General features: G+C 55.0%; 22 protein-coding genes and 2 pseudogenes. 10 read left to right on the top strand and 14 right to left on the bottom strand.

Annotated elements, in window-relative coordinates:
* The first annotated feature begins 15 nt into the window (after window positions 1–15).
* From CPY51_RS15745 to CPY51_RS33450, 7 genes and pseudogenes are all read left to right on the top strand, one after another.
* A complete protein-coding gene (locus CPY51_RS15745) occupies window positions 16–1,029 on the top strand; it encodes an IS30 family transposase (protein WP_111161165.1) in 1,014 nt (337 codons plus the stop codon).
* A 131-nt stretch (window positions 1,030–1,160) separates the two neighbouring features.
* Window positions 1,161–2,597, top strand: coding sequence for an ISNCY family transposase (locus CPY51_RS15740; RefSeq protein ID WP_244598691.1), 1,437 nt, complete (start codon window positions 1,161–1,163; stop codon window positions 2,595–2,597).
* 201 nt (window positions 2,598–2,798) lie between these two features.
* Window positions 2,799–4,442: an MFS transporter gene (locus CPY51_RS15735; protein WP_111161164.1), complete on the top strand. Its 1,644-nt coding sequence runs from the start codon at window positions 2,799–2,801 to the stop codon at window positions 4,440–4,442.
* Window positions 4,443–4,787: 345 nt separating this feature from the next.
* Window positions 4,788–5,042 carry a hypothetical protein gene (locus CPY51_RS15725; protein WP_195909539.1) on the top strand — a complete coding sequence of 85 codons (255 nt, stop codon included), beginning with the start codon at window positions 4,788–4,790 and terminating at the stop codon, window positions 5,040–5,042.
* Window positions 5,032–5,949: a DMT family transporter gene (locus CPY51_RS15720; protein WP_111161162.1), complete on the top strand. Its 918-nt coding sequence runs from the start codon at window positions 5,032–5,034 to the stop codon at window positions 5,947–5,949. The genes CPY51_RS15725 and CPY51_RS15720 overlap by 11 nt, the downstream gene beginning before the upstream one ends.
* A 76-nt stretch (window positions 5,950–6,025) precedes the next feature.
* Window positions 6,026–6,280, top strand: a pseudogene (locus CPY51_RS33455) (DUF6118 family protein).
* Between the two features lie 28 nt (window positions 6,281–6,308).
* Window positions 6,309–6,419 (top strand): annotated as a pseudogene (locus tag CPY51_RS33450) (HIT family protein); the annotation flags it as partial.
* 73 nt (window positions 6,420–6,492) lie between these two features.
* On the opposite strand, the gene CPY51_RS34085 reads toward CPY51_RS33450, so the two are convergent.
* The 14 genes from CPY51_RS34085 to CPY51_RS15650 form a co-directional block, all read right to left on the bottom strand.
* Entirely contained in the window at window positions 6,493–7,140 is a 648-nt protein-coding gene (locus tag CPY51_RS34085) for a methyl-accepting chemotaxis protein (RefSeq protein ID WP_420820703.1), read from the bottom strand.
* Window positions 7,065–8,399, bottom strand: a complete 1,335-nt coding sequence (locus CPY51_RS15710) for a HAMP domain-containing protein (protein ID WP_420820702.1) — start codon at window positions 8,397–8,399, stop codon at window positions 7,065–7,067. The genes CPY51_RS34085 and CPY51_RS15710 overlap by 76 nt, the downstream gene beginning before the upstream one ends.
* A 238-nt stretch (window positions 8,400–8,637) precedes the next feature.
* Window positions 8,638–9,567 carry an electron transfer flavoprotein subunit alpha/FixB family protein gene (locus CPY51_RS15705; RefSeq protein ID WP_111161161.1) on the bottom strand — a complete coding sequence of 310 codons (930 nt, stop codon included), beginning with the start codon at window positions 9,565–9,567 and terminating at the stop codon, window positions 8,638–8,640.
* A gap of 18 nt (window positions 9,568–9,585) precedes the next feature.
* On the bottom strand, window positions 9,586–10,332 hold the full coding sequence (locus CPY51_RS15700) for an electron transfer flavoprotein subunit beta/FixA family protein (RefSeq protein ID WP_111161160.1): 747 nt from the start codon (window positions 10,330–10,332) through the stop codon (window positions 9,586–9,588).
* Between the two features lie 80 nt (window positions 10,333–10,412).
* Complete coding sequence (locus CPY51_RS15695; RefSeq protein ID WP_111161159.1) at window positions 10,413–11,816, bottom strand: FAD-binding oxidoreductase; 1,404 nt, start codon at window positions 11,814–11,816, stop codon at window positions 10,413–10,415.
* A gap of 117 nt (window positions 11,817–11,933) precedes the next feature.
* A complete protein-coding gene (locus tag CPY51_RS15690) occupies window positions 11,934–12,641 on the bottom strand; it encodes an HAD family hydrolase (protein WP_111161158.1) in 708 nt (235 codons plus the stop codon).
* The gene (locus tag CPY51_RS15685) at window positions 12,641–13,426 is read right to left on the bottom strand and encodes a phosphodiesterase (protein WP_111161157.1); all 786 of its coding nucleotides are present in this window, start codon (window positions 13,424–13,426) and stop codon (window positions 12,641–12,643) included. The genes CPY51_RS15690 and CPY51_RS15685 overlap by 1 nt, the downstream gene beginning before the upstream one ends.
* A 53-nt stretch (window positions 13,427–13,479) precedes the next feature.
* Window positions 13,480–14,772: an ABC transporter substrate-binding protein gene (locus CPY51_RS15680; protein WP_111161156.1), complete on the bottom strand. Its 1,293-nt coding sequence runs from the start codon at window positions 14,770–14,772 to the stop codon at window positions 13,480–13,482.
* A gap of 35 nt (window positions 14,773–14,807) precedes the next feature.
* Complete coding sequence (locus CPY51_RS15675) at window positions 14,808–15,632, bottom strand: carbohydrate ABC transporter permease (RefSeq protein ID WP_111161155.1); 825 nt, start codon at window positions 15,630–15,632, stop codon at window positions 14,808–14,810.
* 4 nt (window positions 15,633–15,636) lie between these two features.
* On the bottom strand, window positions 15,637–16,554 hold the full coding sequence (locus CPY51_RS15670; RefSeq protein ID WP_111161154.1) for a carbohydrate ABC transporter permease: 918 nt from the start codon (window positions 16,552–16,554) through the stop codon (window positions 15,637–15,639).
* Window positions 16,551–17,744: an ABC transporter ATP-binding protein gene (locus tag CPY51_RS15665; protein ID WP_111161153.1), complete on the bottom strand. Its 1,194-nt coding sequence runs from the start codon at window positions 17,742–17,744 to the stop codon at window positions 16,551–16,553. Before CPY51_RS15665 ends, CPY51_RS15670 begins: the two co-directional genes overlap by 4 nt.
* A 325-nt stretch (window positions 17,745–18,069) precedes the next feature.
* Entirely contained in the window at window positions 18,070–19,023 is a 954-nt protein-coding gene (locus CPY51_RS15660) for an aldose 1-epimerase (RefSeq protein WP_195909538.1), read from the bottom strand.
* A 154-nt stretch (window positions 19,024–19,177) separates the two neighbouring features.
* Window positions 19,178–20,551 (bottom strand): aminotransferase, encoded by a 1,374-nt coding sequence (locus tag CPY51_RS15655; RefSeq protein WP_111161151.1) that lies wholly within the window; start codon window positions 20,549–20,551, stop codon window positions 19,178–19,180.
* Between the two features lie 253 nt (window positions 20,552–20,804).
* Window positions 20,805–21,587, bottom strand: coding sequence for a MurR/RpiR family transcriptional regulator (locus CPY51_RS15650; RefSeq protein WP_111161150.1), 783 nt, complete (start codon window positions 21,585–21,587; stop codon window positions 20,805–20,807).
* 278 nt (window positions 21,588–21,865) lie between these two features.
* Here CPY51_RS15650 and CPY51_RS15645 point away from each other — a divergent pair, with 278 nt between their 5' ends.
* The 3 genes from CPY51_RS15645 (at window position 21,866) to CPY51_RS15635 (ending at window position 24,468) form a co-directional block, all read left to right on the top strand.
* Window positions 21,866–22,669: an HpcH/HpaI aldolase family protein gene (locus CPY51_RS15645; RefSeq protein ID WP_111161149.1), complete on the top strand. Its 804-nt coding sequence runs from the start codon at window positions 21,866–21,868 to the stop codon at window positions 22,667–22,669.
* The gene (aroE, locus tag CPY51_RS15640) at window positions 22,659–23,597 is read left to right on the top strand and encodes a shikimate dehydrogenase (protein ID WP_111161148.1); all 939 of its coding nucleotides are present in this window, start codon (window positions 22,659–22,661) and stop codon (window positions 23,595–23,597) included. Before CPY51_RS15645 ends, aroE begins: the two co-directional genes overlap by 11 nt.
* Window positions 23,598–23,748: 151 nt before the next feature.
* On the top strand, window positions 23,749–24,468 hold the full coding sequence (locus CPY51_RS15635) for a helix-turn-helix transcriptional regulator (RefSeq protein ID WP_111161147.1): 720 nt from the start codon (window positions 23,749–23,751) through the stop codon (window positions 24,466–24,468).
* Window positions 24,469–24,529: the final 61 nt, after the last annotated feature.

The following is a 24,529-nucleotide window of genomic DNA, read 5'->3' as shown; positions in this document are numbered from 1 at the left end:
TTTCAGGAGGATGGAATGCCCCGCAGTTTCACGCAATTGACGATGGATGAACGGCGTATCGTTTCGCAGATGCTGCAGGCCAAGGCACGCTTGGCCCAGATTGCATCAGTTCTTGGCCGTCACCGCTCCACGGTTCACCGCGAGATCAGACGCAACTGGTGGCACGACAAGGAAGTCCCGCAGGCTGATGGCTATTGGCATGTGACAGCACAAACTCTTTATGAACAGCGGCGGCGGTCGTATCGCAAGCTGCATCAGCATCCGCAGCTGTGTCATGTCGTCATCGATCGTTTGAAAGCCGGCTGGTCGCCCGAACAGATCGCCGGCCGGTTGAAGCGAGAGCCTGATGCTCAACACCGACTCTGCCATGAGACGATCTACCGGTACGTCTATTCTGAAGATGGCCAATCCCAGGCGCTTGCCCGTCACCTGCCCGAGCGTCGGCGCAAACGAAAGCCGCGCTATGCAAGAAGGCCGAGAAGCCTTGTGTTTCCGGACTTTATGGCCATTCGCAACCGTCCCGCACAGATCAATGACCGTGGCCAGTTTGGCCATTGGGAGGGTGATTTGATGATCTTTCGCAAGGAATACGGCCAGGCGAATATTGCCACACTGGTGGAGCGCAAGAGCCGCTACACCGTCCTGTTCCGCAACAATGACCGGCAATCGAAACCGATCATGGGGCGTCTGATCAATGAGCTGTCAGCACTGCCGCATTCGGCAAGACAAAGCATCACCTTCGACCGGGGCTTCGAGTTCGTGTCCTGGCGCGATCTGGAGGCCGGGATGGGGACGAAGGCATGGTTCTGCGATCCGCAAGCCCCCTGGCAGAAAGGCTCTGTCGAGAACATGAACAAAAGAGTGCGCCGCTACCTGCCGCGTGACACGGATCTCCTGTCACTGCCGCAGCAATCAGTGCGATCAATCTGCGAGCGTCTCAACACGACCCCGCGAAAATGTCTCGACTACAGAACCCCGACCGAAGTGTTCAGAGAGCAGCTTGTTGAAATTGTATCGCTGCCGGAATAGCCTGCCCCACCCCGCCGTTGCATTTGAATTAGAACCCACACCGCAAAGTTAAAATGTCCGGTATTTGCAAAGTAGAAATGTCGTTGTGACAACCCTGCTCTCGTTCATTGCAACGAGGATTGGAAGCAGATTTGGGATTGATTTTAATGAGTGAACGCGAGCTGCATCGTATCGAGGTTTTGTCAGAAGTGCTTGAGCGGCGGCGGACGCTTGCGTCGGCGGCGATTGTTCTATCGCTGAGTGTTCGCCAGGTGCAAAGGATCGTGCGGACATTCTGTCTCGAAGGCGCGCCGGCGCTGCGTCATCGCAGCCGCGGCCGGCGGTCGAACAACCGTATCAACGACGGCGTGCGTGAGCTCGCGCTGCAGCTGGTCCGCGAGCGCTATGCGGACTTTGGTCCGACGCTGGCGGCGGAGAAACTGGCTGAGCATGGTTTCGGCGTTTCACGCGAGACGCTGCGCAAGTGGATGGCGGAGGCCGGCTTGTGGCTGTCGCGAAAGCAGCGCCGGACGTTTCGCCAGCCGCGGCTGCGGCGTGAATGTTATGGCGAGCTGATCCAGATCGACGGCAGCGATCATCGCTGGTTCGAGGATCGTGGCGATCGGTGCACGCTGTTGGTGTTCATTGACGACGCCACCGGAAGGCTGATGCAATTGCTGTTTGTCCGCTCGGAAAGCGCCTTTAGCTATTTTGCGGCGCTGGAGTTGTATCTCCAGGCACACGGCCGTCCGGTTGCGTTCTACTCCGACAAGCATTCGGTGTTCCGGGTTGGGAAGACGGACGTGAAGAGTGGTGAAGCTATGACCCAGTTCGGCCGGGCGCTGTCGGAACTCAGCATTGAGATATTGTGTGCCAATTCGAGCCAGGCCAAAGGCCGCGTCGAGCGCGTCAATCGCACCTTGCAGGACCGCCTGGTCAAGGAGTTGCGGCTTGCCGGCATCGGCGACATCGCCGCCGGGAACGCCTTCCTGCCCGGCTTCATTGAGCGGTTCAACGCCAGGTTTGCGATCGAGCCCATCAAGGCAGACAATTTGCACCGGCCCTTGAACATTGCGCCCAACAGCCTGCAAGAGATCCTATGCCGGCGAGAACAACGGTACGTCGGGCAGCAACTGACGTTCTCCTTCGAGCGCCAGCGGGTCATGCTGGAGGAGAATGAGGTCACACGGGGTCTGGTCGGCAAATATGTTGATCTCTATGCCTTTGCGGATGGGCGTTTCCAGGTTCGCTGGAAGGGTGTTACCCTGCCCTATACGCTCTTCGACAGTGCGCAGCGCGTCACCCATGCTGCCATTACCGAGAGCAAGCGACTCGGCGATGTCCTTGCCTTTATCAAGGAGCGACAGGATCAGTTTCTGCCACCCCCCAAGGTGAAGACCAACAGTGAGGTCAATGGCTATCAAAAACGTGGCCGCAAACCACCTGGACGAAAGGGCTGGGTTGACCAGATGATTGATCGCCGCGCCCGTGAACAAGTGGCAAGTGCTCCTTCTACAGTGGCCGGTCAGGGCTGCGATATTGAGGTCTCCGCCCTGCCCGGCGACGCGCCTCGGCGTCTGTCGGGATGACATTTCTACTTTGCAGAACATGCGACATTTCTACTTGGTTGCAACATTATACCGTAACGCCCAGAACCACCAGTAAGTATCTGGCGATTGATGCCGGTTTCCTGCGCCAGATGACCGCATTTCGCCGCCGTTTTTCGGGCGGCGCCGGATATCCTGCTGCGTCGCAGCAACGAGGCTGGGAGGCCTGAAAGTAAGAGAGACATGCAGCACGTAGATCCCCATCGGTCCAGTTCAGCGACCCTCGCGCCTCTTCGGAACGAGGTGTTTCGTTCGATCTGGACGGCTTCACAAATATCCAGTCTCGGTTGGCTCGTGCAAACGGTGGCCATTAGTTGGATGATGGCTACCATTTCGGCGTCCGATCTGATGGTTGCACTCGTGCAGGCCGCGTCCACGTTGCCGGTGTTCTTCCTGTCGATCCTCGCCGGTGCCATCGCCGACAATTTCAGCCGCCGATGGGTGATGTTTGCGGGACACTGCCTGTTAGCGTTGGCGTCAACGACACTGGTGATTTCTGTCTACCTGGGATTTATCGATCCCTGGCTCATCCTCGGACTGGGTTTCCTCGCCGGCTGCGGCTTTGCATTGAATGATCCAGCCTGGCACGCTTCCATCGGCGATATCCTGCACAAGCGCGACATTCCGGCCGCGGTGACGCTGACGTCTGTTGGATACAACATCGTGCGTAGCGTTGGTCCGGCTTTGGGGGGCGTGATCCTGGCCTTCTTCGGACCGCTCACCGCTTTCGCCCTGGCCGCGCTGTGCGATCTGACGCCGCTTGGTGCCATTTGGCGCACCAAATGGCACGTTCGCGCTTCGCCTCTCCCGCGTGAGAAAATGACCACGGCTATTCACGACGGGCTGCGCTTCACGGCAATGTCCTTTGAGATTAGGTCAGCGGTCGCCCGAGCGACCCTTTTCGGGTTGGCCAGCATTTCCATCCTGGCGCTGCTCCCTCTCGTCGTCCGCGATCAGTTGAACAGCGGGCCAATCGTTTACGGCATTCTGTTGGCCGGCTTCGGCACGGGGGCGTTTATCGCCGGCATGAGCAACAGCTTCCTCCGACGGATCATGTCTCAAAACAAGCTGGTGGCGGTCGCCTCTCTTGCCTGTGCAGCATGCTGCCTTTGCCTTGCCCTGACATCGTCGATCGCCGTGGCGGCTTTTGCGCTGGCACTCGGGGGTGCGGGCTGGCTCATCACCTGGACGGGCATCGACGTCTCGGTGCAGTTGGCCAGCCCAAGATGGGTTGTCGGTCGCACGCTCTCGATCTACTACGCCTTGAGCGCTGGCGGCATGGCTGCCGGCAGCTGGGTCTGGGGAACCGTCGCCCAGAACTACTCCCTGACGACAGCTTTGGAAGGCGCCGCAGGGGCGTTGTTGCTGGTCGCAGCAGCGGGGATATTGTTCCCGGTGCGTCCGTGGGAAGAAGCGGACCAGGAAAGTTCGGATTTTCTTGCCCCCGAACTGGCACTCGCTCTCAAGCCCAGGAGTGGCCCGATCGGTGTCAAGATCGAGTACTCCATATCCGAAGCCAACATCGAGGCGTTTCTGGGCTGCATGCGCGCCAGACGGCACGTTCAAAGCCGCGCCGGTGCACGAAACTGGACCCTCCAGCGAAACCTGCAAACGCCGTCTGTTTGGACGGAGACATTCCGCACGCCAACCTGGATGGACTTTCTTCGCCTGAACCATCGGCTCACGGCTGCGGATAAAGGCGTCGTCGAGCGGCTTCAGACCCTGCATGATGGAGAGCTTCCGCCGCAGACGGTGCTTTCGATCGAGCGCACGACGGACGCAGCCCGCACTCGGCCGATCGAAGTCGTTTCGCGGCCCCTGAGGTGATGTCGACATGAACCCATCACCCAACGAACAGCTGTGCTTGCAGCGGGCTTCCGGGCCTAAAAGTCTGGCGAAGATCACCTCGACCAAGGCCGTTAAAACTTCGCCTGCATCAGCTCCAGACCTGCGTACGGCAGTACCCCTTGCTGCGCAGGCCCACTCGGCTGCCGTTGACCCTGATCCAACGGCAGCCGCTTTTTCGCCGCGCGTTCACGCAGCGCTGAGCTCAACCAGATTTTCTTTCCCGTCCGCCTCCCAAGGCACCGTGGCTGTCGTCGGACCTTTTTCGACGGCAGCCACATATCACCTCGCTGATATACCGGCAAATAGCCGTCGTAGGGAGAAGATATGGTTTTTGGACTGAAGCAGCGCCTCGCCAAGAGGTTCGAGGAAGAGATGCAGTTCTTCAAGGGTTGGCAGAAGGACAAGAAGGGTGTCGGCGCCGTCATTCCGACATCGATCCATACCGCGCGGCGAATGGCGAGTGTGGTCAACCCAAGGTCCGGATTGCCACTGCTGGAACTCGGCGCCGGTACAGGCTTGACCACCAAGACGATCCTCGCGGCGGGATATTTGCGACAATGGAGGAAAGATGGAATCTAGAGTGGGGCTGACACGGGCAACAATCATGCTCTCCGTAGGCATGGCTCTGTCCGGAACGGCAGGGCTTTTTTCCGTCTCGTCCGGCCAGCCGACTTTCAACGTGGTGTTTTTCCGCTGCTTGTTCGGAGCGTTGGCACTTATCGGATGGCTATCACTGAAGGGTGGCTTGAAAAGCCTTTTCTCCATTGAGCGGAAGCTGTGGCCACTCGTGCTGGGGAGCGGCATCTGCCTCGTGCTCAATTGGCTGACCCTGTTCGAGGCATTCCATCGAACCTCGATAGGGTTCGCAACGATCATCTATCATCTGCAACCCTTCTGGATCGTGCTCGCCGGCGGACTGCTTCTGGGCGAGGCGCTCTCGCGGCACAAGATCGGGTGGATATGCCTCGCGTTCCTCGGCCTGGTCCTCACCATCCTGCCGAAACTCGGGGATGTGCAGACCAACCGGAATTGGCTGATCGGCGTCGGCTTGGCGCTCGTTGCCTCGCTTTTCTACGCCGCCACGACGCTGACCACGCGCGCGGTCAAGGGCGTGAAGCCGGACGTGCTCAGCGCGGTCCATTGCCTGATCGGATGCATCGCCTTCCTGCCGTTTCTCAATGTGGCGACGCTTCAGAGCGGCTATGCCCCCGTGTGGGGATGGCTGATTGGGCTTGGCGTTATCCATACCGGCATCGTGTATGTGCTGCTGTATTCGGCTTATCCCAGGGTGCCCACCACCGTCATTGCCGCTGCATCCTTCCTGAACCCTGCCGCTGCCCTGCTGTCTGATTTCTTCGTCTTTGATCGCTCTGTCACCGCAATGCAGGCTGTTGGCTTGGCGCTGATCCTGCTCGCCGGACTCGGCGTGAACCTCGGGTGGCCATTTATCTTCGGCCAACGCCGCGCTCTCTCGCAGAAATCCTGAGATTCGAACGCCGCCAAAGTCTGCGATTCAATTCGAGCAGAAACCGGATTCGCGACGGGAGCCATAACACGGATTCATGCGTCTATTCCTGCCGAGCCTGTTGCCGTTTTCCGCCGCGCCGCGTGTCGCCAGCTTCGTCATGGCGGACTCTCCTTGGCACGCCGGTATGAACCTGATGGCGTTCGACAGTCCGGAGGTCTAGCATCGGGTGTCGGCGGCCGATCAGTTCGTTGAGACGAACAAGGCTGAGGTGGCGGCAAGCCGGGGGGCCGCAGCCAAGGCCGGCAAGGAACAGAAATGCACGATCACAGTGGTAGCGCCGGGACGATAGGAATACATTTTCCGGAAATTCCCTCAGAATGTCAGATTCACGGATTCACGAGACAGAGCACTGGCTTGTCAATCACCGGATCAATTCAGCACTGCCGGGTTATCTGATGGTCAGCTCCAAGGCGTCCACGAATGAACTAGACTAGACGGCCCACGCCCCAAAGACTACGTGGACGCATGTACCGCATTCACGACCGACAGCGTTTCCGCCCTTTAAACGTCTCTTGCGATCCCAAGTCTTTGCGCAACCTGTGTTAGTATCGCATGAACTGGCGAAGACGCTAAGTCCGGATCTGTATCACCGGTTTGCCGACCGTCAGTCGTGTCACTCGCGTCAATTTGAAACTCCGAAACAATCCCGCGCAACCGCTTTGCCTCGATGGCAAGTTCCGCGCTTGCAGCCGTGGATTCCTCGGCCATCGCAGCATTTTGCTGCGTAACCTGATCCATCTGATTGACTGTCCGGTTGACCTCGGGAAGGGTTACGGACTGCTCGTTGGAAGCCGCTGTGGCGGCATCAAGCTGAGTGTTGATCAGCACGATCTGTTCCTCGATGATCTTGAGCGTCTCGCCGGTATCGCGGACCAGTTTGACGCCACCGCTGACCTCGTCAACCGAATTGAGGATGAGGTCCTTGATCTCCTTTGCGGCGTGCGCGGAGCGTTGAGCAAGCTCGCGCACCTCGTGGGCAACGACCGCGAAACCTTTTCCGGCCTCGCCCGACCGTGCGGCCTCGACGCCTGCATTGAGGGCCAGGAGATTGGTCCGAAACGCGATTTCGTCGATCACGCCGACAATAGTTGATATCTGCGAGGATGAGTGCTCGATGCGCTGCATCGCCGCGACAGCGCTGGAAACCACTTCCCCAGAGTGACGCGCCGACTTGTTCGCTTCGATCGCAACGTGTCGAGCCTCCGCCGTGCGCGTGCTGGAGTTGGCGATGTTTTGGGTGATCTGATCCAGAGCGGCAGCAGGCTGCTCCAGCGAGCTGCCTGATGCTCAGTCCGCCGGGACAGGTCCTGTGCGCTCAAACTAATTTCCTGCGCGCCGTCATCGATCGATCGGGTGGCGTTGGACACGGCTCTTAAACCTTCGGCAAGTTGGGTAACGGCAGCATTGAAGTTTGCGCGCAACGGTTCGAAATCCTCAGCGAAATTGTCGTTGAGCCTGAACACGAGGTTGCCGCCGGCGAGCTGCTTCAGGCCCTCAGCCAGCCCGGCCGTGGCCTCCGCCATATCATGTGCCCGCTGGCGCTCGGTCTCGGCTATGCGCGCACGTTCGATCTCGTTTGCGCCACGACTGGCCTCTACATCCTTTTCGAGATCCCGTGTCCGTAACTCGTTGTCCTTAAAGATTTGCACTGCGCGGGCCATCGATCCGATCTCGTCACGGCGGATCGTTCCCTCAACGGACGACGTCAGATCGCCGTCGGCAATGACCTTCATCGTCGAAACCATCTGCTTGATCGGTTTGACCAACCAGGAGGGAATCGCGAGGAAACCAAAGCATGAAACGGAGAGCAGTGCCGTCATAGCTGCTCCCAAACTCAGCACTGACGTGTCACGGACGACGCGTAAAACATCAGCACGCTTTTTCTCTCCGTCCGACGCGAGTTTTTCCGTCACGGACGTAAATCTCGGTGAAATGGCAGCGAAAGCGGGTTGACATAAAGTGAGATAGAGTTGCTGCACCATGGCAAGCTCGGCTTCACTGGTCGCGCCGCGGGCCACAGCGATCGCTGCACCACACGTGTCGGTCAGGACAGAGAATCCATCCGCCTTCAACTTCGGCAGTTCGCTCTGCTCTGGAACTGCCTGGACGGCCAGATCCGTGAACCTGACGAAGTTCTCTCGCGCGTCATTCAGGCCAGCTTCTGCGCGCGCCCTCGCCTCTTTCGACCGCGTCATCACCAAGTCGCTGATGCTGGCACGCGCTGTTTCAAGACTTCGGGTCGACTGTGTCAAGCGAAGCGCTGCCGATGCATCCCGGTCGAGAAGCCCTTGGTAGCTATCGTTTACCTTGAGTATTTGCCGACTCTGATAGAGCGTCAGGCCCAGCGCCGTGACACCAAAAACAGCCATGATGATAAAGAACTTGCCGACAATGGAAACGTGTTTCACAAGCCACTCCTCTAAGCCCGGTGTCACTCACGGCGCACGGATGTTCGGTTCTGATGGTTTGATGTCTCGAATTTTAAAAAAATGGCTGCCGCCGAACTCGAATTCGACGACAGCCAAGTTGCCTGGGAGGGCAGGAGAAAAGAGAGTTGAACCCCTAGCTGGCGATAGTTTGATTGACCGATATTCGATCTCTGCTCGCCCGATCGATTCGATTGAAGTGAAGACGCCAGCGCTGTGCTCAGCAAAGATCGTGTAACATCGGTAGGATGTCGAAGAGATCACCGACGAGGCCGTAGTCTGCGACCTGGAAAATCGGGGCCTCTCCGTCCTTGTTGATGGCGACGATGACCTTCGAGTCCTTCATGCCGGCGAGATGCTGGATCGCGCCCGATATGCCGGCTGCGATGTAGAGATCGGGAGCGACCATTTTGCCGGTCTGGCCGACCTGCCAGTCGTTGGGGGCATAGCCCGCATCGACGGCCGCACGGCTTGCCCCGACGGCCGCACCGAGCTTGTCGGCGACAGGCAGGATGACCTCCTGGAACTTTTCCGACGAACCGAGTGCGCGTCCGCCCGAAATAATGATCTTGGCCGATGCCAGTTCCGGACGCTCGGACAAGGACAATGCATCAGACACGAAGGCGGAAAGGCCGGAATTCGCTGCAGCGGAGATGCTTTTTACCGATGCCGAGCCGCCGACGCCGGTCGCCTGGAAGGAGGCGGTGCGCACGGTGATCACTTTCTTGGCGTCGCTCGACTGCACCGTCTGGATGGCGTTGCCGGCATAGATCGGCCGTTTGAATGTATCGGCGGAAACCACCTCGATGATTTCCGAAACCTGGGCGACATCCAGAAGGGCTGCAACGCGCGGCAGCACATTCTTGGCCGACGCCGTGGCTGCAGCGATGATGACATCGTAGGATGAGGAAAGCTGAACGATCAGGTCCGCCAAAGGCTCGGCGAGTTTGTTGGCGTAAGCCGCATGATCGGCCAGCAACACCTTGGAAACGCCGGAAAGCTGTGACGCCGCATCGGCGGCCGCTTGGGCGCCCGATCCCGCCACCAGAATATGAACATCGCTGCCTATTTGGGTTGCGGCAGTCAGCGACTTGGCGGTCTGGTCGTTGAGGCTGGCATTGTCGTGTTCCGCCAGAAGAAGAATAGCCATGATATTGTCTCCTCGAAATCAGATCACGCCGGCCGTCTTCAACGCGCCGACCAGTTCCTCGACGCTTGCGACCTTGACGCCAGCCTTGCGGCCGAACGGCTCTTCGGTCTTCAGCACCTTGAGGCGCGGAGTCACATCGACGCCGAAATCGCCAGGCGTCTTCTTGTCGAGCGGCTTCTTCTTCGCCTTCATGATGTTCGGCAGCGAAGCATAGCGCGGCTCGTTCAAGCGAAGATCTGCCGTCACCACAGCCGGAAGCTTCACCTCGATCGTCTGCAGACCGCCATCGACTTCACGGGTCACAATGGCTTTGTTGGCGGAAAGCTCGATCTTCGAAGCGAAGGTCGCCTGCGCCGAGCCGATCAGTGCCGCCAGCATCTGGCCGGTCTGGTTCGAATCGTCGTCGATCGCCTGCTTGCCGACGATGATCAGTCCCGGTTGTTCGGCTTCGACGACGCCCTTGAGTATCTTGGCGACGCCCAGAGGCTCGACCGCCTCATCCGTTTCGATCAGGATCGCCCGGTCGGCGCCCATGGCAAGCGCCGTTCTCAACGTCTCCTCGGCCTTGGCAGGTCCGATCGATACGACGACCACTTCCTCGGCCTTGCCGGCTTCCTTCAGCCGCAATGCTTCCTCGACCGAAATCTCGTCGAACGGGTTCATCGACATCTTGACGTTGGCGAGCTCGACACCCGTACCATCCGACATCACCCGGATCTTCACGTTGTAATCGACAACTCGCTTCACAGGTACCAGGATTTTCATTTAAATTCTCCGCCTTGCGAGTTTTACTTGGGCCTGAGGTATCTTGCTCGTCGATCAAGGCTAACAAAGCGTCGAAATCGTTACGTGTTCGGCAGAAGTTTACCCGGGTTGAAAAGTCCGAGCGGGTCGATTGCGGTTTTGATCTGGCGCATTAATTCGATCGCAACATCACCGTGTTCCTTCTCCATCCACTTAATTTTTCCGAGTCCGATCCCATGCTCCCCTGTGCTCGTACCACCTAATGCAAGAGTTCGCTCGATCAGCCTTGAGTTTAATCTCTCGGCCTCCTCAATCTCCGATTTGCTGGATGGATCGATCAAAAATCCGAGATGAAAATTCCCATCTCCGACATGGCCAACACATGTGGTGAAGAAACTTGCGGCCGATGCCTCTTCCCGCATCTCAGTGACTATGTCGGTCAACGCCGATAGAGGAACGCAGGCGTCAGTTCCCCAAACCTTTGAACCGGGTCGCATGGACAAGGCCGCGTAGTGCATGTCGTGACGAGCTTTCCAAAGCCGGTTCCGCTGTTCCGGATCGTTCGCCCATTGCCACTGTGTACCGCCGTTTGCCTCTGCAAGTTCCCTGACAATATCAGCCTGCTCAAGTACGCCCGCTGTCGTGCCATGAAATTCGAGAAAAAGCGTGCTTTTTTCAGGATAATTCAACTTAGAGTAGCGATTTACAGCTTTCATACTTTGATCGTCTAAAAGCTCGATCCTAGCGATAGAGACGCCAGCTTGGATTGTCTCAGCGGCCGTTGAAACCGCGCTACGCAGATTTGGAAAAGAACACACTGCCGACGCAATCGCGCCCGGAATACCATGAAGGCGAACCGTGAGTTCCGTAATGATACCTAATGTTCCTTCCGACCCAATCATCAATCTGGTCAGGTCATAACCAGCAGCCGATTTCCGAGCACGAGTGGATGTTGTCAGGATTTTACCGTTCGGAAGTACAACCTTAAGCGAAAGAACATTCTCCCTCATGGTTCCATAACGCACGGCATTCGTGCCGGACGCTCGGGTTGCCGCCATGCCTCCCAACGTCGATTCGCCGCCGGGATCAACCGGGAAAAAGAGGCCTGTATCGCGTATATGGCTATTCAGTTGCTGGCGGGTTACGCCGGCTTCGATCGATGCATCTAAATCCTGCGCACGAACCTCCAAAATCCGGTTCATTCGACTTAAATCTATCGAGATTCCGCCGTAAACCGCCGATATATGTCCCTCCAAAGACGTGCCTGCACCAAATGGTATGATCGGAATACGGTTCTCAATGCAAACGCGAACTACCTGACTGACTTCGTCCGTCGATGCGGGGTAGCAGACGGCATCAGGTGGAGCGCACTTGTGCCAGGATTCGTCCTGCGCGTGCAGGTCACGCTCGGCCATAGAGCGCGTAAATCTGGCGCCAAGCAATTGCCCAAGTTGGGCTTCCAGCCGAGACAGTTGTTCGCTTGTTGGTCTGATGCCACTCTTCATTAGTTTCCTCGAATTCTCAGGAAGCTTTTGCAGTTCCTGATCTTCAACAACGGTAGGGTCGTGCGTATGTGTTGCGCACGTCTCAGTTAGACGGCACTCGACCGGATCCTTGACGGTTCAGATCTCGACTTGTCCCAACTTCTCAAGATATGCGAGGAGCTGGCCCATGTTCACCAACATTGCTTCCGGTTTAGCTTCGAATAAATTCCGGCGTGATTGTTCCGAATGATGTGATGCACCAGCGAAAGCGACGTAGCGCATAGAAGCGCGCCGTGCTGCCTGAATGCCCGCCATGCTGTCTTCAACCACCAAACAATCCTGCGGTTTCACCCCCATTGCTTCCGCCGCGAGCAAAAAGACGCCAGGATCCGGCTTCTTAACCCCAACGTCGTGGGCAGAAAAAAATCGGGGGCCAACAAGTTCAAACAAACCGGCCGCCCTGAGTCTCCTGATCAAGTCTGCCCTTGAAGCGTTGGATGCAACGCAAAAAGGCACCTTTAGAATAGAAAGGACTTCGAAAGATCCAGGGGTTGCTTCCAAGCCGTTCAAGATTGAGGCGCGGACGTCGGCTCTCACCTCATCCATGAATTCTAAATGCAGCGCTCGATTCAATAAGCGCTCAAGCACCGCAACATCGTCATCCAAGGTCTCGATTGCAAAGGTTTCCGCAATTGTGCGTGCTTCTATATCTACCCCAAGCGCCTTTAGCTTGAGTGACGCGATTTTGGCGATAAGCGCCTCAGTTTCCGCCAGCGTTCCGTCAAAATCAAAAATAATGAGCTGGGGCATTGCTTTATGATCGGTATTCGCCGAGTGCTTAAACATCACTTTGGATCTCCCGGTCTGATAATTTCAAGCTGCTCGAGCCCGTAATATTTGTGAACAATGACATCGCGTTCATCTAACAGAACGATGTCGTAAGACGGTGGAGCCGCCACAAAATTGGAACGGCCGGTTTGCGATAAATCCAGCGCAATGTGGTGCGACGTGCCGCGACACACCGAGAAAGAAATGCCAGCGTAAGATCCCCCGACCGTCAAATGCCGATGACCAAAAAGCATGTGCTTCACGGCAGGCGTACGCTTGATCAAATCCACGAGCGCTTCGCCATCCGTGAGGTCATCGTCTGGCTGAAAGAAAGGAGCGTGGAGATTTGTAGGCGTATGATGCATTGCCAGAATTACATTCCGGTCACCTGCATTTGCGAGTTCATATTCGAGCCACGCGAGCCGTCCTTGATCCAGGGAACCGCAGTCGCTAAAATCACCTTTCGAGTCCACAACGATTATCCGCCATGTTTCTAGGTCGAACGTCGCGTTCACGAACCCACTTCCTCCGAAGACTTGGCGGAACGCCTGCCTTGAGTCGTGATTTCCCAGGGTCAGGTAAATCGGTGTCCGCAGGCCTTCCATCAGCTCCTTCAGCTGCTGGTATGCTGCCACCTCGCCGTTATCGGCGAGGTCGCCTGTGACGATGATAGCATCGGCGTCCGGATGGTTTTCAGCAATGTGGAGCAAACATTCCCGCAATCGCTCTTCCGGATCGATGCCATGGAATTTACCCCCCCGACCCATGAGATGTGGATCGGTAACCTGAATCAACTTTTTCATCTGAAACCTGTGGCAATCTAGGTTCCATCGCCCCTGGCGACGGAACCGGGTAATTATTTCACGAGAGAGTTTGTAGCTTGAACGATCTCCTTGAGACCGTCCTCAGGGCTTGTTCCGCCGCGCTGAACACGATCTAGAATGCCCTGCTGAACCTTCCATATCTCCTTGGTGTTCCCCTTCGCGTAATTATACCAAGGCCGGGAGCGCGAGGCCTGCTTAAAGGCGGTCTGATAGTTCGGGTTTTGCTTGTAAAAATCGCTCAGCGTCTGCTCAGAATTCCTGTTCGTCGGCATGTAGCCGGTAGCTTTTGCGACGAAAGCCTGAGATTCGGGGCTCGTGATGAATTTTATATACTCCCATGCCAGGAGGCGTTTACTCTTGTCTTGGGCAGTTATGGTCACCGCATTCCCGCCGGTCGGTAGCCCCCCGCCGTCCGCATCGACAGGAAACGTCGCCGTCCTAAGCTTGAATCTATTTCCGACAGTCTCCGTAAAGTTGGCAACGCTTGACGGTGATGTCGCAAAGAAGCCGAGCTTTCCCGCAAAAAACTGCTGACGAAATGGATCAACTGTCGTAGCGACAGTCATGTTCGTCTCTTTGGAAATACGCTGAATAAGTCGCATAGCTTTCAGGCCAATGGCATTCTCGTAGCCGACTCTGGCGCCGTCAGCTGTCGTCACTTCTCCACCAAGGCTGAGAATTGTCGTCTGCCAGAGCCAGTCGGTGGAGCCTGAACCAACCGAAAAGTCTAAGCCTCCAACGCCTCCCCCAAGCCCACCGATGTCCTTAGCGAGCGTGATCAGACCATCCCAGTCCGTAGGAAAATTGTCAGGATCGTGCCCTGCCGCTTTGACCAAATCGGCGTTGTAATATATAATTGGTGTAGAAGCGTTGAAAGGCAACGCAAATTGCACCCCGTCCAGTTGTCCCAACTTCAGGACGGATTCGTCGAAGTTGCCCTGAATCCAGCTGTTTCCTTCCGACCTCAACAAATTCTCAAGAGAAATATCGATGCCGCGTTTCGACAAGGTGTCAACGGCCGGTTTCAAAACCGCAAATCCCGAGAAATAGATATCAGGCAGATCTCCGTTGATCGCACCGCGGGCGATTAACAGGTTCGCTTCCGTGTAATCGGGGGCAGAAAGGCGAAAGTCAATTTTGACATCGGGGTGGAGTTCCATGAAGCGCTGAGCAAGGGGCTCTTGAAAACTCTTCGATTCTGGAAACGCAAACAAAATAGACAGGGTCTTATCACTTGCAGCGCTGGCAAAAGAGGCCTCTCTGAAGAAACCGGCAAGAGCGGTTCCACTGGCGATATACATGGCATTGCGACGGGTCAGTAGCATTCTCTTAACTCCATTTTTCGATTAGATATGAGTTATTACTTGACGCCAGTGTTCGTGATGCCTTGAACGAAGCGCCGCTGGGCTACGAGGAAAAAAACGAAGAGCGGAAGCATGACCATTGTGGCGGCAGCCATCAGCGGCCCCATTTTGTCTCCGCTCTCATCGCTGCGGAAAAAGAGTATTCCAAGTGTGGGAGGGGCTAAATCCGGCGACGTGATCACGATCAAGGGCCAGTACAGGTCGTTCCAGTGACTTGATACTGAAAATAGCGAGAACGTTGCGATGGCGGGCCAGCTAGCCGGAAATATTAGCCGCAACAGGATTGCAAATTCCGACATACCATCCAGTCGCGCCGCCTCAAGTATTTCGTCTGGGTAGGACCTTAGAAACTGCGCAAGCATCAATATCGCGAAGACCGAGCCAACAAACGGGAAAATGAGAGAGAAATACGAGTTGAGGGCTTTCATCTGCGACAAGGCGACAAAAAGCGGAAGGGCAAGTGATTGAAACGGAATCGCAAAGCACACCAGGAGCGTTCCGACGAAAAGTCGCTTACCTCGAAAGTTTAGTTTTGCCAGCGCATAGGCGGATGGAACTGCTGTTAAAACTTGGAAGAGAAGGATCCCACTGCAGACAACGACGCCATTGGCCATGAATTTGATAAGAGGCGTATCAAATAAAGCCTGTCGATAGTTTGAAAGGGCGTCCCAATGCTCCAGCAATGAAACAGTTCCTGTGTTGAAGGCCTCTCCGGATGAACGGAGAGACGTCCAAACCATCCATATGAAAGGGAATGCCGAATATATGGCGCCCAAAAGTAAGATCGCATGTACAATGAAATGTGAGGTTCGGATCTTCATTTTTCTATTTCCGCCTACCAGCGCTCAAGAACTGTATTACAGAGATGATGCCGACTATCCCCACAAAGATAAGTGCGAGCGCGCTGCCATAGCCGACGCGGAAATAGGCAAAAGCCTCCAAATATGTTCGATAGAGAATGACTTCAGATCGGCCGTCGGGTCCGCCCTGCGTAAGCACGATAATCAAGTCGAACACTTGTAATGTGCGCAAGGTCGTCAGCAACGCCACAACAAGGGAAGTCGGGCCGAGCAGCGGTAGAGTTATTCGACGAAGCCGCTCCCAACCACGGTCGGCGCCGTCCAGAGCGGCGGCTTCATAAAGCTCTTTTGGAATTGTCGTCAAGCCGGCCAGGAATATGATGAACGCAAAGCACAGGTGCTGCCAGACAGCGATGAACGCCAGTGAGGTAAGGACAATTCTCGGGTCGGAGAGAAAGCTCACCTGAGGCATGCCCAACGTCATCATCAACGCGTGGACCGGGCCAATTCTGTCGTGTAAAATAAAACTCCACACGAGTGACATCACCGGCACTGTAGCCGTGATTGGCAGGAAGAAGAGGATTTCATAGGCGCGGCGCGTCTTTACGCGCTCGTTGACGAGTACAGCAAAAAGCATGGCCAATGCGATCGTGGTCGGGACCACCATGCCGGCGAAGAGCAAGGTATTTCGAATTGCTTTCTGCGCGCCTTGATCGTTAATCATCCGAGCGAAGTTGCCCAACCCGACCCAATTGAAACCGGTCGCGCCAAGTTCGTAGTCGGTGAAGCTAAACATAACTACGGCAGCAAAAGGTGCGATCGTGGTAATCGCTAACAATATCACTGACGGCGCAACGCACCAGTAAGCCGTCTTTTCGGTTCGATAACGAGCAGTCAGAGCTGCGTGGCGAATTGGCGATGAAGTAGACGAAGCGCTTTTCATTGTGTCGCGCCGCCTTTGGAAACTGCGGTCACAAGCTCGGCGTCGCCGAATTGAACCGCCTTACCATTCCGGTCGAACACGTGGGTACCCGCACCATCAGTCTCCAACCAAAGATCTCCGCTCAATTTTCCTTGGTCTATCAAGCGGCGATGGAAGGTGGCGCGTGTTTGCACGACAACCGATTGACCTGTCGCCTTATTCGAGCACCAGAGAAGGATTTCAGAACCCAATAGTTCGACCCGATCCAGTGTCACTGGTATCGAAATGAGGGCGCCATCCGGTTGCTTATTGGTGATCGCTAGTGCCTCAGGCCGAATGGCAAGAGTGCTTTCCTGATTAGGGTATTCGGTCCAGAGCTTGCAATCGACCCCATCGCTGACAATCGTGTTATTTTGAATCCTGGCGGTAAAACAGTTGATTGCTGGCTGACCAATGAATGTGGCAACGTCCAGATGACCGGGTTTGGTGTAAAGAACCTCCGGCGCATCATACTGCAGCACGCTTCCGCCCATCATTAAGGCTATCTTATCGGACATCGCCATGGCTTCGGTCTGATCGTGCGTAACGTACAAGATCGTTGATTCTAATTGCTTGTTCAGCGAAACAAGTTCAGATCGCATGGCGACCCTCAGTTTCGCATCCAGATTGGAGAGCGGCTCATCCATCAGAAACAGGCCGGGTGAACGCACCAGGGCTCGGGCTAGTGCTACGCGTTGCCGTTGACCGCCAGACAGCTGCGATGGGCGCCGCTCCAGCAGATGATCGATCTGAACGGAACAGGAAGCGTCCAGTACTCGCCGCCGAATATCGGTCCACACGGTTTTTGATCCAGCCGCCATCCGCCCTACCAGAGGAAGCCGCTGCACGGCGCTTAACAGCTCCATTTCCAGCGGAAGAGAAATGTTTTCTGACACGGTCATGTGCGGGTAGAGAGCATAACTCTGAAACACCATAGCCAGATTGCGTGCACGAGGAGGAACGTCTTCGACCGCTCTGCCGTCGATGAGAATAGATCCCAATTGCTGCGCTTCAAAACCAGCAATAACACGAAGTAGCGTCGACTTTCCGCAGCCAGAGGGCCCGAGAAGTGAGACGAAGCTTCCGGCTCTTATATCCAAGTTGATTTGCTTGAGTACGCTGATCGCTCCGAATGACATCGAAACGTCTTGTATTCTAAGTGTAGAGCCCATCAATTCCTGTTCCCACTTCGACTATGCTCTCTTAATGGAGCTAAGTTTCATTTATATGACATACAGAGTTTTATTTCGCAAGCCAATTTTTTACGTTTCAGTTTCGGCCTTATCACGCTAATTGGCGGAAATTTTTTGGTCTTGACGGAAGATATTCGCTGTCTGCCGGTTGAAAGTCTCACGGACGATCATTCAAGCGCGTGAATAGATCGCGCGGAGATTTTTGGTGCGAGCCCCCGATGGCTCCGGAAATCAAATAGTGGGCCTATGCCGGCCGCCAGGTGATGTAGCCTTGACCCCCGCAAAGCAAGCCAAGGAATTCGAGCTAACTGTTTACCTCGACCCGCGCCCCGAAGTTGAAGACACGCGTCTGGCCGGGGTGGAGCATCAACTCCTCGATGAGTTCAGGGTGATTGAAGCTGTTTGTAGTGGCCTCCACAGGCTCAAGCGCAATGGAGTTGCGTGGCCTTCGCAACAGTGTATCGCCAGTAAAGACATGCATATGGCCCCGGTCTTGCCAAACGGTCAGGACGTGTTCGCCCTTACAATCGCTTATCGACGTCTCGAACACTCCTTGAGGTCCCGGCTGCAAATTTGTAAAACATTTGTCGAGAACACTTTTGCCGACAAGTCGAGGATGATTGAAACTGTCGTCGAATTGTTTGCGTTGGCGCCCATATTCGTCTCGAACCGGTATCAGGTTCTGATCGGTTTCTATCGTCCAGACGGAAGGTACCTTTAGATACATTTCGTCTACAACCTCCGCGTTAGGTAGGCGAAAATACGGATGCCAACCGGCCGCAAACGGTATGCGAAAATTGTTCAGATTTTTGGCTTTGATGGAAACATCGATCGCTTGGTTCTTGAAAAGGTAGACAACCTCGACTTCCAATGCGAAGGGGTAACCCGCGAACGCGTCGTCATCAATTTTGGCTCTGAATACAATCGAGATGAAATCGTCGTTTGCACTTATGTCTGCAACGTCAAACGTGACAATCCTGAGAAAGCCGTGGAGCACGGTCTTGTCCCGGCTGGTGACTGGGTCGAACTGATAGAGAGTGCCATCTAAATCAAATGTACTATTCGCAATCCGGTTGGGAAACGGCGCCAAAATACCGTTTCTCACGCCGGCTTGATTGTCGAGATCGGCCAAACTTTCGTATCCGTCGACCCAGCTTCCGCTGGCCTCGCTCATGCTCGATAAGGGGACCCACTCCAGCAGGGTGGCCCCTTTTGTCGCGATTGTGGCGCGAAACCCGTTGCCTGTTAAATCGATCATTCCGGAAGATTGTGAAACGGATATCATTTTCTGAACACTGTGCTGCTTGATGGCGAAACTCGAACGACCACCAGGGTCAAACTTCGTCTTGAGCCTTTGAATGCGGTCCGGCTCCGCCGCGCAACGTCATCCGATGCACGGCGTAGGCGTCATTCTATAAAAGCTGCCTTTCAAGATCGGCTATGCTCTTGCCGACCTTCTCAGCAATTTCATCCGCTTGGGAACTGTCGATATTTAAGGCGGGAGAGAAACCGATCGTGTCGCCCATGCATCTGATCACCAAACCGTTTGCGTACGCGATCTTATCCAATCTAGAACCGACGGTCATGGAAGGCGCGAACGGCGTCTTTTTGGCTTTGTCCTCTACGAGTTCGACAGCGAGCATTAGACCTTCACCACGGACATCGCCTATGATGCTCGAGCCTCTGGCGATTTCGTCTAGATGTCCTCGCAAACGCGCTCCTATCTGCCTGACGTGTTGAACGACGTCCATCTCGCGATAGATTTTTATAGCTTCAAGTGCTACGGCAGCACCGACTGGATGGCCGGAGTTGGTAAATCCGTGTGAGAAGTTGCCACCATTCTCGTTGTACCTATATGCGGCTCGATATACTTCATCTGTCACCACCACGGCGGAAATTGGAAAGTGACCTGCCGAAAGTCCTTTGGAAAGTGCGACCATATCAGGCTTATATCCCACGGTATCCTTTCCGAACCAGGAGCCGGTTCGGCCAAATCCGCAAACGATTTCATCAGCCAGAGCGAGAACATCATATTTCAAGAGTATTCTTTGAATACCCTCAAAATATCCCTGCGGCGGCGGTATGATGCCGCCGCCAGCCTGAATTGGTTCAGCGATAAACGCCGCAATCGTGTCAGGACCTTCCCTGAGAATGAGATTCTCCAATTCCTGACAAAGCCTGGCGACGAACTCACTCTCATTCTCGCCTTCTAATTTGCCCCTATAAGAATATGGCGCTGAGGTATGGATGAAGCCCGAAAGAGGCAACCCAAATCCGCGGTGGATGTGTGGTAGCCCGCACATGGACGATGCAGCGATGGTGGAGCCGTGGAATGATTTTTGCCGCGCAATAACCTTGCGCTTGCTGGGCTTGCCTCTTTCGGCGTGATACAGCCATGACAGTTTGACCATGGTTTCGTTCGCTTCTGATCCAGACGTCGCAAAATACACTTTGCCGTCGCGCATCTCAGTCAGATCGAGCAGTTTTTCGGCGAGCTCCACTACGGGGCCGTGGGTGCGATTGAAGAAGGTGTGGTAGAAACCCATGGTCTCGTATTGTCGCGATGCCGCCTGTGCCAGTCTTGCGTTCGAGAAACCCAATGACGCGCACCAAAGGCCTGCCATAGCATCGATGAAACGGTTGCCGTGATTGTCCACGACGTAAGGTCCGTCGCCCCGCGCGATAGCTATCGGCCCATTTTCAGCTAAGTTTTTCGGATTCGTCTGAGAATGGAAATGCGCTTTGACATCCCGGTCCTCCAATGAACTCAGGCTAACCTCAACCATGAGAAATCTCCCTTCACCGCGCAGGCGTCACTTTTGCACTGCAGTCAGTAAGCGATAACAGAGAGCAAAAATGGAAACAAGCTCCATTGTTTTACAAATTGGAATTTTACTTTATATCGCAGCCTGGGATGATGACTGCTCAATCCGAAGAACAGCATAACGGTGGTCGGCGACCATCGGGGGCTGCTTAGTCGAAACTAATACAATTATTGTAGATGCTCCCGCCACTGTAGGCGGAAGCGTCGAACCGTATCTATCTGAGGTGAGCCGCGAGAAGCTCGCTTAGGAGAACCACGGAAGGTATCAACCTTGATGAACCTGGCTCCGGCCACGGTCCGGCGACGCTCAACAAAATTGTGCTAGCTGCAGAAAGAGCTACCAGGGAGTCTGAACGACAGGTTATTGCAATACTGTCGGCGCCCGAACTTTTAGCAGCAGATAGAAATTTTTCAGTTTCGTCAGTTACTCCGCTATAAGAAATGCCGATTGCGAGGGCTTCCGCGTCAAGCGTGTTGGCAATTCCATACGCTATGCTTGGGGAGAGGATATGATGCACCCGTATCCCGAGCCACAACAGCCGATGGCTGATGATTTCAGCACAGATACTTGAAGCGCCCACACCAAATATTTCCACGCGTTGAGCGACACGCAATTTTACGGCAAGCCGTTTTATCTCGACGAGATCCATAAGTTCGGCGGACGCCGCAATTGACTCCATTAATACCGTGCTGACGGAGGTCACGGCAGGATCCAAGCTGAGATCGTCCGATATCCCCCGTGAAACCCGCCGCGCTTTGTCGCGCTCGATTTCGCCGGTAAAGGCAATTTTGAATTCACGGAAACCCTGAAAGCCAAGCAAACGACAATATCTCACGACGGAAGCTTGGCCACTGTCGGTATTCGAAGCAAGCTCGCCGATGGAGAGGTTGGGTACCAGCTGAGGTTCTCTGGCGATGTACAAGGCTATTCTGGAGAGTGCCGCAGGGGCCGTGGTGATTGATTTATATATGGCGTCCATCAAAGGAGTTTGGGTCATCTGTTCTATCCAATTCTCTCACTTTTGCGCATTGGTACCTTGCTCATCGCGTTACACCACTTGTTTGCTCATTTCTATCTGGTTTTGTCGACTAGTGATTGTACAATCTACGGTCGACGTGAACCGAAACGAATTGCAATGCCAGAAGGCCGAAAAAAAATACCAAATCCTGTTGCGGAGTATAGTTCTATTATGTATTATTATGGAGCTTTATTCCATTTTACGATACTGCCCCTGACATCCGGTGGCTTAACCAGTTTATAAATCAGGATCAAACCATGCTGACGAATGATAACAATTCTTCGAGTGAGAACGCCAAGCCGCGAGCGCTGTGCACGTCTTGGCTCGCATTCAACGATCCTCAACTGGCTCTTTATCAGGCAAGAGAAGCGGTGGACGCTGTTACGCTTGACGCTCAGCACGGACAGTTTGATTACACGTCTATTGTTGCATCCATCGCAAATATACGCCTGGCGGGAAAGTCGCCTATAGTCCGTGTCCCCGTCGGAGATTTTAGCCTTGCTTCCAGAGTATTAGATGCCGGAGCAGAGGCAATTATTGCGCCGATGATTGACGATGCCGCTGAAGCGCGAAGACTTGTCGAGTTTTGTAAATACCAGCCCATTGGAAACCGCAGTTGGGGGCCATACTTGGCCTGTGCAGTCACGGAGGAAGAGCCCGAGGCCTATCGTCTCCGCGCAAATGCTTCCTGCCTCGTTATTCCTATGATCGAGTCTGCCCGCGCGGTCGACAGGCTGGAAGAGATCCTGGATGTCGCCGGAGTCGACGGTGTATTCATCGGTCCAGCAGATTTATCGCTGTCGCTGTCGGAGGGAAGGGATCTTAACCCGCTGAGAGCCGATGTCGTCAGCAGCCAAAAAGACATACTCCGGATATGTCGGAGCCGAGGTAAGAGGGCCTGGGCCATGTCGGTTAGTCCGCAAAATGCCAAGTATCTCTCTGAGCTCGGATTTGATTTGATTGCCTTGGGGATGGACGTGTTTCACCTCCAGTCGGGCACAAGATCGTGGTTGGCCGAACTAAACAACTGCGTTCCCCAGGCTCTCGGATATGGCCGATAATGCACCGACGCCTTCTCGGTTGATAGACGCGAAGCGATCCGCGAAAAACAAGAACTCTGTAATAAGGACTAAAGGCGTGCTCGGCAGCGATTTCCTTTCAAGGCTGACAGGCTCATTTTCAACGGGTGCAGCCAGCAACCCGACTGTCTGGATGATCGAGGCGGCCTACCGCTTTCACAAGTTGGATTGGCGTTACATCAACTGCGAAGTTAATCCAGAGAATTTGAAATTCGCAGTCCATGGAGCGAAGGCGATGGGCTGGATTGGGTTCAACTGCTCAATGCCGCATAAGATCAAGGTGATCGACTTTCTCGATGACCTCAGCGATTCGGCACGAATCATCGGCGCAGTCAACACGGTGGTCATATCCGGCTCCCGCCTTTTGGGAGAAAATACCGATGGCAAGGGCTTCCTCAAATCTCTTGACGCGGTCAGGCCTGTCAAAGGCGCTAAGGCCCTTATATTTGGCGCTGGGGGGGCCGCCCGTGCTGTAGCGATCGAGATTGCTCTTGCCGGCTGTAAAGAACTCCACGTTGTAAACCGTGATCCCGGTAGGGGCGAGAGGCTTGCGGAACTCGTCAGCAGTTGCACATCGACAAAGACCTGTTTCTCACCCTGGCTTGGCAGATTTCAGATTCCGGATGATATAGATATAGTCATCAATTGCACATCGATCGGCCTCCCGCCGCGTGTTGACGTTGATTTCCAAGTGGATACGTCGACCTTGCTTCCTAGAATGACGGTGGCCGATGTTATAGCAAATCCCGCGAACACGAAATTCCTGCAATCGGCGAGGGACCGCGGATGCACCGTGCTAGACGGCCGTGGCATGCTCGTTAATCAAGCGTGCATCGCTTTCAAGCTGTGGACGGGGCATGAGCCTAATTCAGAGGTCTTCAAAGCAGCTTTGGCGGAAATTGCACTGTAGTCAAGGTTTCCTATCACCTACGACATCCAGCGAGTGGCTATGTATGTGATATGTTATACCATAACTAGAGTATATGCTTTTCTGTCAGGCGGTCGCTCTGTCCGCGAGACAGGGCGTCCCGGGACCATCGTTGCTCTGACGGAGTTTGGAAATGGATTTTGAAGATCTCGTTCTTGCAGTCGCCGATGCGCCAAGCGTTTTCGACGCTCTCCGCATCCTAGGAGCTGCATACGGAATTGATTTTTTGACTTACCACCTTGCTTTGACCGTAGCTGATGTAGTCGATACCCCCTACGTGCGAACAACGTATCCCGACCTGTGGATTGCGCGATACCTGATCCGCGGGTATGCGAAAATCGATCCCGTGCTTCGCGAGGGCCTCGTCAGACAGCTGCCTTTCGATTGGCGTGAGGTTGAGGTCCCGCAAGGTGCACACGAATTTCTCCTCGACGCCCAAGCGCACGGTCTCGGCCCCAACGGGTACTCAATCCCCATCGTGGACAAAAAACGGCGTGCGCTGTTCTCCCTGAATTCGAGCAAGCCACCCGCAAAATGGACAGCCGTCGTTGAGCGGTTTCGTCACGAATGGATGAAGCTCGCCTTCCTGATCCACAAGAAAGCGATTTTCGAATTGCACGGAGAGCACGACCCGGTCCCGCAACTCGCCAGACGCGAACTGGAATGCCTGCATTGGACGGCGCTTGGGAAAACCAGCAAGGAGATCGCGGACATTCTCGGATTGTCCGAGCACACTACGAGCCGCTATCTGACGTCCGCCCGACACAAGTTGGGGAGCGGTCCTATTGCTTCAACGGTCGCCCTGGCAATTCAGCTCCGCCTGATCAATCCCTATGGCAATACCCAGAATTAAGTGAGCCGATCTCCGCAGATTTATCACCTGTGGCGAAGGCTGCATCCTCCTGTTGGTCAAA

Origin of the sequence: Arminella tubonensis, from assembly GCF_003240585.1 — a bacterium.
GTDB lineage: Bacteria > Pseudomonadota > Alphaproteobacteria > Rhizobiales > Rhizobiaceae > Rhizobium > Rhizobium tubonense.
The sequence above is the reverse complement of the archived record's forward strand: the minus strand, read 5'-3'. Positions and strand labels throughout refer to the sequence as shown.